The 15,164-nt window shown below is 70.3% G+C and carries 11 protein-coding genes; 7 read left to right on the top strand and 4 right to left on the bottom strand.

Going from position 1 to position 15,164, the window contains the following annotated elements:
- Positions 1–147: 147 nt before the first annotated feature.
- From LG388_RS05860 to pgaD, 4 genes are read left to right on the top strand one after another with little or no spacing between them, the layout of a single operon-like run.
- Positions 148–2,778, top strand: coding sequence for a tetratricopeptide repeat protein (locus tag LG388_RS05860; protein ID WP_225781931.1), 2,631 nt, complete (start codon positions 148–150; stop codon positions 2,776–2,778).
- Positions 2,775–4,847, top strand: a complete 2,073-nt coding sequence (pgaB, locus tag LG388_RS05865) for a poly-beta-1,6-N-acetyl-D-glucosamine N-deacetylase PgaB (protein ID WP_225781932.1) — start codon at positions 2,775–2,777, stop codon at positions 4,845–4,847. Before LG388_RS05860 ends, pgaB begins: the two co-directional genes overlap by 4 nt.
- Positions 4,844–6,121, top strand: coding sequence for a poly-beta-1,6-N-acetyl-D-glucosamine synthase (gene pgaC / locus LG388_RS05870; protein ID WP_225781933.1), 1,278 nt, complete (start codon positions 4,844–4,846; stop codon positions 6,119–6,121). The genes pgaB and pgaC overlap by 4 nt, the downstream gene beginning before the upstream one ends.
- Positions 6,114–6,686 (top strand): poly-beta-1,6-N-acetyl-D-glucosamine biosynthesis protein PgaD, encoded by a 573-nt coding sequence (gene pgaD, locus LG388_RS05875; protein WP_225781934.1) that lies wholly within the window; start codon positions 6,114–6,116, stop codon positions 6,684–6,686. Before pgaC ends, pgaD begins: the two co-directional genes overlap by 8 nt.
- A gap of 182 nt (positions 6,687–6,868) precedes the next feature.
- Here the strand turns inward: pgaD and LG388_RS05880 are convergent, their stop codons facing one another.
- The 3 genes from LG388_RS05880 to LG388_RS05890 all read right to left on the bottom strand — a co-directional run bounded on the left by LG388_RS05880 (position 6,869) and on the right by LG388_RS05890 (position 9,562).
- Positions 6,869–8,260 (bottom strand): ammonium transporter, encoded by a 1,392-nt coding sequence (locus tag LG388_RS05880; protein WP_225781935.1) that lies wholly within the window; start codon positions 8,258–8,260, stop codon positions 6,869–6,871.
- A gap of 40 nt (positions 8,261–8,300) precedes the next feature.
- Positions 8,301–8,639 (bottom strand): P-II family nitrogen regulator, encoded by a 339-nt coding sequence (gene glnK / locus LG388_RS05885; protein ID WP_225781936.1) that lies wholly within the window; start codon positions 8,637–8,639, stop codon positions 8,301–8,303.
- 74 nt (positions 8,640–8,713) lie between these two features.
- On the bottom strand, positions 8,714–9,562 hold the full coding sequence (locus LG388_RS05890; protein ID WP_225781937.1) for a TorF family putative porin: 849 nt from the start codon (positions 9,560–9,562) through the stop codon (positions 8,714–8,716).
- 206 nt (positions 9,563–9,768) lie between these two features.
- Here LG388_RS05890 and LG388_RS05895 point away from each other — a divergent pair, with 206 nt between their 5' ends.
- A complete protein-coding gene (locus LG388_RS05895; RefSeq protein ID WP_225781938.1) occupies positions 9,769–11,334 on the top strand; it encodes a YifB family Mg chelatase-like AAA ATPase in 1,566 nt (521 codons plus the stop codon).
- A 101-nt stretch (positions 11,335–11,435) separates the two neighbouring features.
- The gene (locus tag LG388_RS05900) at positions 11,436–12,413 is read left to right on the top strand and encodes a tripartite tricarboxylate transporter substrate binding protein (protein WP_225781939.1); all 978 of its coding nucleotides are present in this window, start codon (positions 11,436–11,438) and stop codon (positions 12,411–12,413) included.
- Between the two features lie 162 nt (positions 12,414–12,575).
- Here the strand turns inward: LG388_RS05900 and LG388_RS05905 are convergent.
- Positions 12,576–13,342, bottom strand: a protein-coding gene (locus tag LG388_RS05905; RefSeq protein WP_225781940.1) for an IS5 family transposase whose coding sequence is annotated in 2 segments (ribosomal slippage) — positions 12,576–13,027 and positions 13,027–13,342 — 768 coding nt in all. Because the reading frame shifts where the segments join, the coding sequence is not laid out codon by codon here.
- A gap of 73 nt (positions 13,343–13,415) precedes the next feature.
- On the opposite strand from LG388_RS05905, the gene LG388_RS05910 reads away from it, so the two are divergent.
- Positions 13,416–15,140, top strand: a complete 1,725-nt coding sequence (locus tag LG388_RS05910; RefSeq protein WP_225781941.1) for a M10 family metallopeptidase — start codon at positions 13,416–13,418, stop codon at positions 15,138–15,140.
- Positions 15,141–15,164: the final 24 nt, after the last annotated feature.

A 15,164-nucleotide genomic window follows, 5' to 3' on the forward strand; every position in this document is an offset into this window, starting at 1 on the left:
GCATGAGTACAAAGTACTACATCTGATTTCATAGCGCCCGGGCGTTGCGGTCGTGCCGGGCCGGCGCACAGCGGCGCGGTCACCGGCAGGCACAAGTGCCCCCGCCATGCCTGGCCAGCCCGCTGCGCAACCGTGGCACCCCCACCCATGACACTGCATCGGCCTCTACTTGCGAATCGGCGAACGCCGCTGGACAGCCGGCCGGCTGCGGCATTGCGCCGGGGCGCGGCGGCGCGCCTGCGCGGGCTCACGCTGCTGTGGGCCTGCGCCGGCTGCGTGGCCGCCACGGCGCAAGAGGCCGGCTCGCCCCCTGCCGTGGCGGCGGACGGCCCGGCCGCGCCCTATTCCAGCGCGGCGCATGACGCCTTGATCGCGGCCCGCCGCAACGGCCATCTGGCTCCGGGCGCGGTGCTCGCGCAACTGCAGGCGTGGCTGGCGCAGTCGCCGGCCCCTGCGGCGCCGCATGCGCGCCTGGCCTCCGACGCCATCGTGCTGGCGGCCGACCTGGGCCGCGCCTGCGACGCCGCCGCCCTGGGCCGCGCCGCGGGGCTCGACGCGGTGGCCGACTATGCGCTGGCGGCGCTGGTGGGCGCGGCGCGCCAATGCGCCGACACCGCGCTGCAGGGCCAGGCCATCCAGACCTGGCGTCAGCGCATGCCGCAGGCGCGCGAGCCGCTCTACCAGGCTGCCTTCTGGCACCTGGACACCGGCGACGTGGAAGGCGCCCGCCAGCTGGAACAGCGGCTGGCCCGGCCCGCGCCCGTGCCCACGCACGAACGCGTGTCGCTGCTCGAACTGCAGGCCGCGCTGGCACTGGCGCAGCAGCAGCGGATCCAGGCCCTCGGCCTGTACCAGCAATTGCTCGAACTGGCGCCGGACCATGCCTATGCCCGCCGCCAGAGCGTGCTGCTGCTGGCGCAAAGCGGCGGCAAGGCGGCGGCCTGGCCGCAGGCGCAGCACCTGCAGCAGGCGCGCCCGAGCCTGTTCTCGGCCCTGGAACTGGCGACGCTGGAGCAGGGCGCGCTGGGCCAGCGGCTGGGCTGGGCCGTGACCGAACGCGACCTGCGCCTGGGCCCGCAGCGCCTGCAGCCGCTGGACGAGGTGGTGGCGCAGTTGCAGGACGCTCAGGCGCGGCATGCGGCACAGGCGGCCCAGGCCCCGGCGGCGCAGCGGGCCGCCTGGGACGCCCTGCTGCTGCAGCTGCAGGCGGACCAGGTGCTGGGCGAGGTGGAGCGCGGCCGGGCGCCGGCCGCCATCGCGCTGTACGAGCGCCTGGCCCGCCCCGGCGTGCAGCCGCCCTTCCACGCCCAGGTGGCGGCGGCGCGCGCCCTGGCCCTGGCCGGCCGCTCGCACGACGCGGTCCGGCGGTACGAACAGGCGCTGGCCGGCGCCAACCCGGCGGACTACGCGGTGTGGGAAGCCCGCGTGGGCCTGGTCTACGCCTATGCGGACGCGGGCCGCTTCGACGACGCGCAGGCGCTGCTGGACCGCCTGGGCGCCGAGACGCCCCTGTTCCTGCGCCAGGCGCCGCTGGCGCAGACACCCAACCCCGACTACACCTTGCTGCAGGACACCCAGGGACAGCTGCTGCTGATGGGCGACCAGCTGCAGCAGGCGCAGGCGCTTTTCGCGCGCCTGCAGGCGGCCGCTGGCATGAACACCGGCTTTCGCGCCGGCGCGGCCACCACGGCGCTGCGGCGCCAGCGGCCCGAAGCAGCAATGGCGCAGTACCGGGCCGTGCTGGCCGACGACCCGCAGAGCCTGCATGCGCGCGCCAGCCAGGCCGACGCCCTGATGACCGCCCAGGAATGGCGCGCCGCGCGCAGCGTGTTGGCCTCGCTCACGCACGACGCCGACGACGAGGGCGTCGTGCAGCGCACCGCCGCGCGGCACCGCCAGGCCGTGGCGCCGCGGCTGGAGCTCGACACCGCGCGCGAGACCGGCAACCTCGCTTCCGCAGACCGTGTCTGGCTGTTCGAGGGCCGCCTGAGCTCGGCGCTGCTGGACGATGCCTGGCGCGTGCATGCCAGCCATGCGCGCGCCCAGGGCCGCACCGACCTGGGCGCACCGCACCACTGGCAGCGCACCGCGCTGGGCCTGGGCTGGACGCAGGGCCGCTGGCAGGCGCAGGCCCAGCTGCAGCAGGCCAACACCGGGCCCCATCGCAGCAGCCTGGGCGCCGCCGTGGACTACCGCGCCAGTGACCGGCTGCGCCTGGCCGCGCGCTACGACGGCGACAGCCCGCAGACGCCCTGGCGCGCGCGCGCCGCCGGCATCGGCGCCCGCGCGCTGGCCCTGGAGGCGCGCTGGGTGCACAGCGAAAGCCGCGAACTCCGGCTGAACGTGGAACGGCTGGCGCTGAGCGATGGCAACCGCCGCCACGGCACCGGCCTCGAATGGCGCGAACGCTGGATCGGTGGGCCCCGTCTGCAGTTGGAGACCACCCTGGGCGCCGACATGGGCCGCTACGCGCACCAGGAGCGGCCCTACTTCAGCCCGGCGCGCGAACACACGGTGCAGGCCGGTGTGCGCGCGCAATGGCTGACCTGGCGCGAGTACGAGCGCAGCTTCTTCCAGTCGGTCGAGCTCAGCGCCGGCCGCTATTCGCAATCGGACTTCGGCGGCGGCGCCCTCTGGCGCCTGAGCTACGAACACCGCTGGCAGCTCGGGCCCGAGGCGCAGCTCCGCTACGGCGCGTCGGTGGGCCGCCACCCCTACGACGGCCGGCACGAGCGCCAGACCCGCCTGTACCTGCAGCTTTCCATTCCCCTGTCATGACGCCCCGCCGCCGCGTTCCCTTTCTGAACCGCCGCCAGCTGCTGGCCGGCGGCCTGCTCATGGCCGCCGGCCTGCCCAGCCTGCGTCTGCGGGCCGCGGCCCTGCCGGCAGCCGACGCCGACGACGGCCAGACCTTCCGCGCCCTCGCCTTCCACGACGTGCTCGCGCAGATCCGGGAAGCCTTCGAGCACGGCGCCGACGGCACGGCCGTGAGCGAAAGCACGCTGATCGACTTCTTCTCGTGGCTGCAGGCCAACGGCTACCACGCGGTGAGCCTGCAGCAGGTGCTGGACGCGCGCGCCGGCGGCGCGCCGCTGCCGCCGCGCGCGGTGCTGCTGAGCTTCGACGACGGCTACCGCAGCACCTACGAAAAGGTGTTCCCGCTGCTGCGCCAGTACCGCTTTCCGGCCGTGTTCGCGCTGGTGTCGAGCTGGCTCGAAGTGCCGCAGGGCCAGCAGGTGCGCTACGGCGACCGCTGGGTGCCGCGCGAGCATTTCGTGCGCTGGGAAGAGGCCGCGGAGATGGCGCGATCGGGCTGGGTCGAACTGGCCAGCCATTCGCACGACCTGCATCAGGGCGTGCCGGGCAATCCGCAGGGCAACCTGCTGCCCGCCGCCACCACGCTGCGCTACGGCGACGAGCCGGGCCGCTACGAAAGCGTGCAGGCCCACATGCAGCGCATCGAGGCCGACCTGCGACGCAGCCGCGAGTTGATCGAAGCCCGCACGGGCGCCCGTGTGCGCTCGCTGGCCTGGCCCTATGGCGCCTACCACGCGCAGGCACTGGAGGCGGCGCGCCGGGCCGGCCTGGCGATCACCTTCACGCTCGAGGACGGCCCGAACGACCGCCAGGTGCCGCTGTCCGCGCTGCGCCGGGCCCTGCCGTCCTACGAGTTGGAGTCGCCGCAGTACCTGTGGCTGCTGCGCAAGCCCGCCGGCCTGGAGCCGGGGCACGTCAACCGGGTCATGCACGTGGACCTGGACTATGTGTACGACCCCGACCCGGCGCAGCAGGAGCGCAACCTGTCGCTGCTGGTCGAGCGGGTCGCCACGGTGATGCCGCGCGCCGTGTTCCTGCAGGCCTATGCCGACCCCGACGGCGACGGCGTCGCCGACGCCCTCTACTTCCCCAACCGGCACCTGCCGGTGCGTGCCGACCTGTTCAGCCGCGCCGCCTGGCAGCTCTACACCCGCGCGGGCGCCAAGGTGTACGCGTGGATGCCGGTGATGGCCTTCCGCCTGCCGGCCGGGCATGCGCTGGCGGCGCAGGTGGTGCGCGCCCAGGCACCCCAGGCCGCCCAGGGCCGCTATCACCGGCTCACGCCCTTCGACGCCCGGGTGCGGGCGCTGATCGGCGACCTCTACGAAGACCTGGGCCGCCATGCGCGCTTCCAGGGCCTGCTGTTCCACGACGACGCCATGCTCGGCGACGACGAGGACACCAGCGAGGCCGCACTGTCCACCTACCGCCAGTGGGGGTTGCCGGCCGACGTGGCGGCGATCCGCGCCGACGCGGCGCTGATGCGCCGCTGGACCGAGGCCAAGACCCGCCACCTGATCGACTTCACGCACGAACTGCGCGCACGCACGGCCGCCTGGCAGCCCGACCTGGAAACCGCGCGCAACCTGTACGCGCGACCGGTGCTGGAGCCCGAGGCGCGGCAGTGGTTCGCGCAGGACTACGAGGCCTCGCTGGCGGCCTACGACTATGTCGCGCTGATGGCCATGCCGCGCATGGAGGAAGTGGCCGATGCCCAGGCCTGGCTGGCGCAGCTGGCGCGCCGCGTCGCCGCCACGCCCGGCGGCGCCGAACGCACCTTGTTCGAGCTGCAGGCGCGCGACTGGCGCAGCGGCCAGCCGGTGCCCGACGCCGAGCTGCAGGCGCAATGGCAGCTGCTGCAACAGCTGGGCATGCGCCACCTGGGCTACTACCCCGACGACTTCCACCACGACCAGCCCTCGCTGGCGCTGCTGCGGCGCATGCTGTCCACCCGGCGTGAGCTGGCGCGCGAGCTGCCGCGCGAGCCGCAGCCCGGGGCGGGCGCGCGCGCACAGAGGGGCGGCGCATGAGCACCGGCTTCGTCCATGACGCGCTGCCGGCGCTGGTCTTCGGCTTCGTCTTCTATTACCCCTTCTTCATGGCCTATGTCTGGATGGCCGGCGGCCTGGCCCATGCCTGGGTCTTCGAGCGCGGCAGCGACTACCGCCAGCCGCCGGCCCAGCTGGCGGGCCTGGCGGAGTGGCCGCTGGTCACGGTCACGGTGCCCTGCTTCAACGAGGAGCCGCACATCGCCGAAGTGATCGGGCAGCTGATGCGCTCGACCTATCCGAACTACGAGGTCATCGCCATCAACGACGGCAGCAGCGACGGCACCGGGGCCGCGCTGGACCGGCTGGCGCGCCAGTACCCACGGCTGCGCGTGATCCACAACGCGCAGAACCAGGGCAAGGCCGTGAGCCTGAACACGGCCTGCCAGCTCGGCGCGGGCGAGTACATCCTGGGCGTGGACGGCGATGCGCTGGTGGACCCGCATGCCATCCACTGGATGGTGGCGCCGATGCTGCAGTTCGAGCGCATCGGGGCCGTGACCGGCAACCCGCGCATCCGCACCCGCACCACCCTGCTGGGCCGCATGCAGGTCGGCGAGTTCTCTTCCATCATCGGCCTGATCAAGCGCAGCCAGCAGCTCATCGGACCCTTGTTCACCGTCTCGGGCGTGCTGGCCATGTTCAGGCGCAAGGCCGTGATCGAGGCCGGCTTCTGGAGCCCCGATGTGCTGACCGAGGACATCGACATGAGCTGGAAGCTGCAGCTGCGCGGCTGGCAGTTGCGCTTCGAGCCGCGCGCGCTGTGCTGGATCCTCATGCCTGAGACGCTGCGCGGGCTGTGGAAGCAGCGCCTGCGCTGGGCGGTGGGCGGCATCCAGACCATGACGCGCTACACCGCCCAGGTGCTGCACCCGCGCCGCTGGCGCCTGTGGCCGGTCTACTTCGAATACATGACCAGCGTGCTGTGGGCCTATGCCATGGCCTTCGTGCTGGTCATGGGCCTGCTGCGGCCTCTGCTGCCCGAGGCGTCGCACTGGCAGACCGCCCTGCTGCCGCAGTGGCAGGGCATGCTGCTGGCGCTGACCTGCATGCTGCAGATGTTCGCCAGCCTGTGGATCGACCGCCGCTACGACCGCGACCTGCTGCGCTACTACTTCAGCGCCATCTGGTACCCCGTCGCCTTCTGGGCCATCACCATGGTGGCCACGGTGGTGGCCCTGCCCTCCGCCCTGCTGCGCCGACGCGGCAAGCGCGCCATCTGGACCAGTCCCGACCGAGGAGTCACCGATGCCTGAAAGCCCTGTGTCACCCGCCGCCATCGCCGCACCCGCCCCCGCGCCGATGGACGCCCCGCGCCTGTGGGGCCAACCGCCCCACGTGCAGGAGCCGATCATCGATGCGGCCCGCATCCCGCTGTCCGCCTACGGGCCGCGCTGGTCGCCGGCCCGCAGGCTCAGGATCTGCCTGTGGCTGCGCGTGCTGCGGCCGCTGTTCACGGGCGCGGTCTGGGCCGTTGCCGGGTACCACGCCTGGCGCTACCTGCGCGACGCATCGGCGCAGCCGGCCACGCAGCAGTTGCTGCTGCTCTACGCGCTGGTCATCGGCGTCATCTGCGCGCTCATGCTCGTGGCCGCGCCGCTGCGCCGGCGCCAGTGGCGGCAGCCGCCGGTCTCACACGCGGACGACTCCTCGCTGATGGCGCTGGCCGAATATGTCGAGCTGCCGCCCACCCAGCTGAGCCAGTACCGCCAGGCCAGGCTGCTGCTGGTGCACCACAACCGCCAGGGCCGCCTGCGCGAGGCGCAGGACACCACGCCCGGCGATCTGCGCGACGCCCCATTCATGCGCGCCGCGGCCTGAAACCGCCCCCCTGGCTCGGGTTCCAGCGGCCTGCGAAGGTCCCAAAAAAAACCCGCCGGCGCAAGGCGCGGGCGGGCGAACATCCAAAGGAGACTCTTGCTGAAAACTCGGTCTGCGACCCAGGCCCCGCCAGAGGCCGGATCGCGGGACCGGCCCCTCGGTGGAGGCCGGCCCGAGGGCGATCAACGGTTGTAGGCCGTTTCGCCGTGCGAGGAAATGTCCAGGCCTTCGCGCTCTTCTTCCTCGCTCACGCGGATGCCCACTGTGAGGTCGGCGATCTTGAAGGCGATGAAGGCGACCACGGCGGACCACACGATGGTGAACAGCACGCTCTTGATCTGGATCCAGACCTGCGCGCCCATCGAGAAGGTGTCGGGGGTCAGGCCACCGGTGCCGCCCAGGCCCTGGGCCGCGAACACACCGGTCAGGATGGCGCCGACGATGCCGCAGACGCCATGCACGCCGAACACGTCGAAGGCGTCGTCGGCCTTGAGCATGCGCTTCAAGCCGCCCACGCCCCACAGGCCGACGAAGCCGGCGACCACGCCCAGCACGATGGAGCCCATCGGGCCGACGAAGCCGGCGGCCGGCGTGACGGCCACCAGGCCGCCGACGGCGCCCGAAGCGGCACCCAGCATCGACGCCTTGCCCTTGTGCAGCGCCTCGCCCAGGATCCAGGCCAGCGTCGCGGCCGAGGTGGCCAGCACGGTGTTGATGAAGGCCAGGCCCGCACCGCCATTGGCGGCACCGGCGGAGCCGGCGTTGAAGCCGAACCAGCCCACCCACAGCAGCGAGGCACCGACCATGGTCAGCGTCAGCGAATGGGGCGTGAACGCTTCCTTGCCGAAGCCGATGCGCTTGCCCACCACGTAGGCGCCCACCAGGCCGGCGACGCCGGCGTTGATGTGCACCACGGTGCCGCCCGCGAAGTCCAGCGCGCCGTCCTGCGCCAGCAGGCCACCGCCCCAGACGATGTGGGCCATGGGCAGGTAGCTGAAGGTGAACCACAGCACCGAGAACACCAGCACGCCGGCGAACTTGGCACGCTCGGCGAAGGCGCCCACGATCAGCGCCACGGTGATGGCGGCGAAGGTGCCCTGGAAGGAGATGAACACATGCTCCGGAATGGTGGTCAACGCACCGAAGGTTTCGGTCGTGACGCCGCTCAGGAACAGCTTCTCGAAGCTGCCGATGAAGCTGCCGTCACCCGTGAAGGCCAGGCTGTAGCCGTAGATGGACCACAGCAGGCTGATGAGCGAGAAGATCACGAAGACCTGCATCAGCACCGACAGCATGTTCTTGCTGCGGCCCAGGCCGCCGTAGAACAGGGCCAGGCCCGGGATGGTCATCAGGATGACCAGCAGCGTGGAGGTCAGCATCCAGGCGGTGTCGCCCGAATCGACCTTGGGCGCGGGCGCGGCGGCCTCAGGAGCCGCAGCGGCTGCGGCAGCAGGCTCGGCAGCGGCCGGGGCCGTCACGGCGGGCGCTTCGGCGGGCGGCGTCTGGGCGCTGGCGCCCAGACCCAGGGTGAGGACGCTCAGGCCGAGCGCCAACGATGCAAGCAGTTTTTTCATGTCCATTTGCCTTGTTCTTGTGCGTCGCTGTGTGCGTGGTTCAGAGCGCCTCGCGCCCCGTCTCGCCGGTGCGGATGCGCACGACCTGTTCCACGTCGTAGACGAAGATCTTTCCGTCGCCGATCTTGCCGGTGCGCGCGGCGCTCTCGATGGCCTCGATCACCTGCTCGACGATGTCGTCGGCGATGGCGGCCTCGATCTTGACCTTGGGCAGGAAGTCCACGACGTACTCGGCGCCGCGGTACAGCTCGGTGTGGCCCTTCTGGCGCCCGAAGCCCTTGACCTCGGTGACGGTGATGCCCTGCACGCCGATGGCCGAGAGCGCCTCGCGCACCTCGTCGAGCTTGAAGGGTTTGATGATGGCGGCGATCATCTTCATGGTTTCTCTCCTTGGAAGGGATGAGGGGCGCGCGGCAACCCGGGTGAACGGGGCCGCAGCGGCCCGGCGGTGGATCAGAAGGACTTGGCGAGGGTGACGATGAATCGCGCCTTGTTCACGGACTGCGACTGCGCGCCGTAGAGGAAGGAGCCGTCGCCGAAGACATCGAAGCCGTCGGCGGTGGTCAGCAGATAGCTGTCCTTCTTGTTGGCGCCCTGCACCGAGCCCGACAGCGTCAGCCCGCCGCCGAAGTCGTAGGTGGCGCCCACGTTGTAGTCCACGTAGCTCTTGTAGCCCAGGCTGCGGATGTCGCTGCTCATGCGCGTGTAGCCCACGGCCGCCTTGAGCGTCAGGTTGGGCACCACCACCTTGCTGTACGACAGGTTCAGGTAGCCGGTGCCCCGGCCCTTCAGGCCCGAGCCGTTCTTCTCGCCGGCGTAGCCGAAGTAGTCCTTGGACACGGTGTGCGAGTACTTCAGCGTGAAGGCGCCGATGGCGTCGTCGGCCCAGCTCACGCCGGCGTACAGCTCGGTGGTGTTGCCCACCGTGTTGCCGGGGTAGATGTAGGTGATGGCGCCCACGTCCAGATCGACCGGGCCGGCCTTGAACTTGTAGCCGCCGTACAGATCGCTTTCGATGCTGTTGCCGCTGAGCCAGTTGACGCTGGAGTTCCAGTTGCCCAGGTAGAAGCCGCTTTCGTGGGCGAAGTCGAAGCCGCCCTGGATGGCGGGCTTGAAGGCCTTCTTCTTGTAGTAGCCGTTGTGGCCGATCTGGTCCTGGTCCTGGCCGCGGAACTTGTAGTTCGAAGTCAGGGCGACGTTGGCCGTGACCGGCGACGCGGGGGCCGCGTCCTGCGCCAGGGCGGCGGTGGCTGTGAAGGCGGCGCCCAGGACGGCGAACGCGGCAACAACGGAACGGGTCATCTCTCAAGCTCCTCGCGGTGGTGTGGGAATACGTTTCAGCCTGTTAGCAGGGACCGTGCCAAAGTGCACGCCGGAGGGAGGCGGGGGCTGCCTGCGCAGAGGCACCCGCAGGGAAAGCGCGGCACCATCGACCCCATGCCAGGTGTGTGCGGACACGGGCCCCGCCGCGACGGCCCGCATGCACCAAATCAGGGAGTCGCACGTTCATGAGTCTGTCTTTGGTGCAAAGCCGCGCCCTGCTGGGGCTGGATGCGGCGCCGGTCACCGTCGAGGTGCATCTGGCCAACGGCTTGCCTTCCTTCACGCTGGTGGGGCTGGCCGACGTGGAGGTGAAGGAGGCGCGCGAGCGCGTGCGCTCGGCACTGCAGAACGCGGGGCTGGAGTTCCCTTCCAACAAGCGGGTGACGGTGAACCTCGCCCCGGCCGACCTGCCCAAGGACTCGGGCCGCTTCGACCTGCCGATCGCGCTCGGCATCCTCGCGGCCAGCGGGCAGATCGACGGCCAGCGGCTGGCGGGCCACGAGTTCGCGGGCGAGCTGTCGCTGTCGGGCGAGCTGCGTGCCGTGCGCGGCGCGCTCGCGATGGCGCTGGCCCTGCGCGGCCCGCATGCGCACACCCGGCTGGTGCTGCCGCACGCCAGCGCGCAGGAGGCCGCGCTGGTGCCCGGGGCCGAGATCTACGGCGCACGCCACCTGCTCGATGTGGTGCGGCGCTTCCTGCCGGCCGACAGCGCCCTGGCCGCCGAGGCGGCGGACGGCCCGCCGGAGGACGCTGCCGGCTGGGCCCGCGTGCAGGCCGGGCCGCCCGCGCCGACGGCCGCGCAGCCGGACCTGGCCGACGTGAAGGGCCAGGCCGGTGCGCGCCGGGCGCTGGAAATCGCCGCGGCCGGGGGCCACAGCCTGCTGATGGTCGGCCCGCCCGGCGCGGGCAAATCCATGCTCGCGCGGCGGCTGCCCGGCCTGCTGCCGGCGCTGAGCGTGCAGGAAGCGCTGGAAACGGCCGCCATCGCCAGCCTGGCCGGCCGCTTCGAGCCCGCGCATTTCATGCACCGGCCGTTGGCCGCGCCGCACCACAGCGCGAGCGCGGTGGCGCTGGTGGGCGGCGGCTCGCCGCCGCGGCCCGGCGAGATCTCGCTCGCGCACCACGGCGTGCTCTTCCTGGACGAACTGCCCGAATTCAACCGCAGCGCCCTGGAGGCCCTGCGCGAGCCGCTGGAAACCGGCCAGATCACCATCGCCCGCGCCGCGCGGCGGGCCGAGTTCCCGGCGCGCTTCCAGTTGATCGCGGCCATGAACCCCTGCCCCTGCGGCTACCTGGGGGCCGCAGGCCGCAGCTGCCGCTGCACGCCCGACCAGGTGGCCCGCTACCAGGGCCGGCTCAGCGGCCCCCTGCTGGACCGCATCGACCTGCATGTGGAAGTGCCGGCCGTGCGCAGCGACGAACTGCTCGGCGCCCCGCCGGGCGAGCCCAGCGCGGCGGTGCGCGCACGCGCCGTCGCGGCGCGCGAACGGGCCCTGGCGCGCCAGCAATGCAGCAACCAGCAGCTGCAGGGTGCCGACATCGACCGCCATGCCGCGCTGGACGCCGCCGCGCTGGCCTTCATGCACAAGGCCGCCGCACGCCTGGGCTGGAGTGCCCGCGCCACGCACCGCACGCTGCGCGTGGCGCGCACCATCGCCGACCTGGCGGGCGCCGAGGCCGTGAGCGCCGCGCATGTGGCCGAGGCGATCCAGTACCGGCGCGCGCTGCGCGGCGACCGGCCGCCGCCCTGAATCCGGCGCGCCGAGGCGGGCGGCCATGCCCGCAGGCGACCGGGCCGCCGCCGGAGCGCGCGCAGAATCCCTGCTTGGCGCCGAAACCGAGGAGACCGCCGATGCCCTGGACCCGCCTGCGAACCGCTGCTGCCTGTGCCACATTCGCCCTGCTGGCGCTCAATGCCGCCGCGCAGGACAGCGACCGGCACCCGATCCGCATCGTGGTGCCCTTCGCGGCGGGCTCCTCGCCCGACATCCTGGCGCGCATCGTCAACGAGCAGCTCGGCCCGCGCCTGGGCCAGCCCGTGATCGTGGACAACAAGCCGGGCGCGGGCGGCAACAGCGGCACCGACCAGGTGGCCAAGGCCGCGCCGGACGGCCGCACCTTCCTGCTGTCCGTGAACGCGCCGCTGGTCTACAACACGGTGCTGTTCAAGCAGCTGCCCTACGACCCCTTCCGGGACCTGGTGCCCGTGTCCCTGGCCGCAACCACACCCAACGTCTGCGTGGCCACGCCCGCCATGCAGGTGCGCAGCGTGAAGGACTGGCTGGCCGCCCTGCGCAGGGAGCCTGGCCGCTTCAACTTCGCCACCACGGGCAACGGCTCCATCTCGCACCTGGGCGTGGAGCTGATCAAGCTGCGCACGCAGTCCTTCGCGGTACACATTCCCTATGCCTCCTCGGCGCAGGCCACCACGGCGCTGCTGCAGGGCGACGTGCATTTCGCCTGCCTGCCGCCGGTGTCGGTCATGCCCCATGTGAAGGCCGGTCGGCTGGTGGCCCTGGGCGTCACCTCGGCCGAGCGCTCGGCCCTGCTGCCGGAACTGCCCACGCTGCGCGAATCGGGCCTGCCTGACATCCAGGCCGTGCCCTGGTTCGCCTACCTGGCGCCCAAGGGCACGCCGCCGGCCACGGTGCAGCGCATGAGCCAGGCTATTGCCGCGGTGCTGCAGGACCCGGCCACCCGCCAACGGCTGCAGACCGCCTATTTCGACCCGGTGGGCAGCACCCCGCAGCAGTTGGCGGACTTCATGGCGCAGGAGTTGCGCACCTGGCGGCCGGTGATTGAGCGGGCGGGGCTGAAGCCGAGCGATTGATACCAAAGAATGCAGACAGCTGCGTGAAGTCGCACGCAGCAAACGCAAGCCGGCTTTTGTGTGCGGAAGTGCCGCAGCCGCTCGTTACAAAAAGAGCGATGAATCGCAAGATGACACCGACGGGCCCGGGTGAGGTCTGCCCTGGCCACACGCTAGGGCGTGTTAACACAAACTGCGAAGTCCATCGGCCACCAGCACAAAGCTGAGGAAGCCGAGGAACATCACGTCGAGCTTCTCGAATCGGGAGAAGATGCGTCGATAACCCTTGAGCCGCCTGAACAGACGCTCCACTTCGTTGCGGCGTTTGTACATAGCCCGGTCGTACTCCCATGGATCCAGCCTCTTCCTTGAGGGTGGAACGACGGGAATGAAACCCAAGTCCAGCGCCAGTTGGCGCGTCTCGTTGCCCTCGTAGGCGCGATCCATGAGCAAGTGCACGGGTCTGCTGGTCTTTCCCAGACTTTCGATCAGGCGTCGACCTGCAGGCGCATCGTGCGCCTGACCTGGTGACAAACAGAATGTCACGGCCGTTCGAGCATCCGCGGCAACCATATGAATCTTGGTGTTCCATCCGCCTCGAGACTTGCCGATGGATTGCGGCCCGTTTTTTTTAAAGCGCCAGCGCCATCGGGATGCACTTTGATGCTGGTGCTGTCGAGCGAGACTGCCTCAATCTTGATGCGAATGACCTGCTCGCGCTGTAGCTCTTCAAACATCTTGTCCAGCACGCCAGCCTTGGTCCAGCGGCGCATGCGCGTGTAGATGGTGTGCCAGTTTCCAAACCGCTTGGGCAATCCACGCCACTTGCAGCCGTGCTCGGCAACATACAACATGGCGTTGACCACTTGCAAATTGGTCAGGCTGACATTGCCGCGCTGCAGAGGCAGGCAATGCTCAATGCGCGAGAACTGTTCAGGGGTGATTTCCATACTCGCAGTTTCTTGGAAAACTGCCAGTCTGGAAATTAGTGTTAACACGCCCTAGCAATTCAGGGAGGAACGGATGCCGAGATGGAACACAGGATCTGCGACGGTCAGCACGCCCGTCAGCGACGACTATCGAATCGCCGCGCTGCAGAACACGCCAGGGGCGACGGAGCATTGGCAGCCCGGTACGACCCTCACCTACAGCTTCCCCACGCGCACCGCCGTTTTTGACGGCGGCTGGAGCTATGGCGGCGGCGAGATCGCAGCCGGCTGGCAGCCCCTGGCGACCGCCCAGCAGGAGGCCGTTCGCTCGGCGCTGAACACCTGGGAACGCGTGGCCAACGTCAAGTTCGTGGAAGTCTCCGAAACAGGCGCGGATGTCGGTGACCTGCGCTTTGGCTTCACGAAGGCCATGTTCCCCGGTGCGGTGGCGCATGCCTACTTACCGCAAAACGAAAGCGCCCTGGCCGGCGACGTCTGGCTGACCTGGGATTGGCGCAACGACCGCCTGGCCCCGACTCAGGTCCATACGGCAGCGGCCAGCTACGACAGCGACGAGTACTACGCCTACGGCACCCTCATTCATGAGATCGGCCATGCACTGGGGCTCAGCCATCCCTTCGAGGAGGCAGGACGGGAGCGCGCGACCAATCCCTTGCCGGGGTGGGAGGATCACGTGTCGAACACCATCATGTCCTACGACTGGAGCGACTGGCTGGGCGGGCTGATGCCCGCCGTCACGCCCATGCCGTACGACATCCTTGCGATCCAGCACCTCTATGGGCCCAACACGCGCTACGAAGCGCGCGACACGATCTGGAGCTACGACATCGGCACGGCGGCCGTGAGCACGCTGTGGGACGCGGGCGGCATCGACACCCTGAAGGTCATCAACACCCACAACGCGCCCTTTCCCGACCTGGAGAACTCGCAGTGGAGCCTGGTCGACCTGGCCGAAGGCGCAGGGTCGATCATTGGCTTCGTGAATGGAAGCGTCTACGAAATGACCGAAATCCACAACGGTCAGATCGTGCGCCCGTACGGCTTCTCTCCCAACGTCTTCATTGCCTACGGCACGGTCATCGAGAACGCCATTGGCAGCGCGGGGCCCGACATGCTCTACGGCAACGCCTACAACAACCGGCTGGACGGCGGCGGCGACGATCGGCAGGATCAGATCGACGGGCGGGATGGGCTGGACACGGCCGTCTACAGCGCACGTCGCAGTGACTACGAGCTCAAGCGCGCCACGCCTCCTGCAAACCCCGACGATCCGTGGCTGGGGGACATCGAAGCCCGCAAGGAATACACCGTGACCCGCAAGGGCACCGACCCCAAACTGTCGCAGGACTGGCTGGTGAACATCGAACGGCTGGCGTTCAGCGACAAGAACGTGGCGCTGGACTTGCAGGTGGGCGAGGCCTCGGCGACGGCCGTGGGCCTGGTGACGGCGCTGTTGGGCCGCCAAGCGCTGTCGGACGAGGCGCTGATGGGCGCATTGATCCACCATGCAGACTTCATGGATGCACGCAGCATGGCTGAGGTCCTGGTGAATTCGGGCACCACCGCGATCCTGGCCGGCGGCGGCAGTGATGCGGATCTGGTGCAACTGCTCTATCGCAATGTGATCGGCCACGCGCCTTCCGCGCATGAACGGCAAGTGATCGTGGACGATGCCCATGCGCATGGTTTCTCGCAGGCCGACATCGTGTCGGTCATCGCCGGACTTCCCCAGACCTTCGCGCGCGCCGACCTGGTCGGGCTGCAGCAGCAGGGCCTGACGTACCTCGAGTACGCCTGAGGAGCTCGCGCGACCGGCGGCGGC

This window comes from Xenophilus sp. Marseille-Q4582, assembly GCF_916700565.1.
Lineage (GTDB): Bacteria > Pseudomonadota > Gammaproteobacteria > Burkholderiales > Burkholderiaceae_C > Xenophilus.

Excerpts from the sequence above, each read along its gene's own strand:
- LG388_RS05860 (WP_225781931.1), top strand. The coding sequence starts at position 148 with ATGACACTGCATCGGCCTCTACTTGCGAATCGGCGAACGCCGCTGGAC.
- pgaB (WP_225781932.1), top strand. The coding sequence starts at position 2,775 with ATGACGCCCCGCCGCCGCGTTCCCTTTCTGAACCGCCGCCAGCTGCTG.
- pgaC (WP_225781933.1), top strand. The coding sequence starts at position 4,844 with ATGAGCACCGGCTTCGTCCATGACGCGCTGCCGGCGCTGGTCTTCGGC.
- pgaD (WP_225781934.1), top strand. The coding sequence starts at position 6,114 with ATGCCTGAAAGCCCTGTGTCACCCGCCGCCATCGCCGCACCCGCCCCC.
- LG388_RS05880 (WP_225781935.1), bottom strand. The coding sequence starts at position 8,260 with ATGAAAAAACTGCTTGCATCGTTGGCGCTCGGCCTGAGCGTCCTCACC.
- glnK (WP_225781936.1), bottom strand. The coding sequence starts at position 8,639 with ATGAAGATGATCGCCGCCATCATCAAACCCTTCAAGCTCGACGAGGTG.
- LG388_RS05890 (WP_225781937.1), bottom strand. The coding sequence starts at position 9,562 with ATGACCCGTTCCGTTGTTGCCGCGTTCGCCGTCCTGGGCGCCGCCTTC.
- LG388_RS05895 (WP_225781938.1), top strand. The coding sequence starts at position 9,769 with ATGAGTCTGTCTTTGGTGCAAAGCCGCGCCCTGCTGGGGCTGGATGCG.
- LG388_RS05900 (WP_225781939.1), top strand. The coding sequence starts at position 11,436 with ATGCCCTGGACCCGCCTGCGAACCGCTGCTGCCTGTGCCACATTCGCC.
- LG388_RS05910 (WP_225781941.1), top strand. The coding sequence starts at position 13,416 with ATGCCGAGATGGAACACAGGATCTGCGACGGTCAGCACGCCCGTCAGC.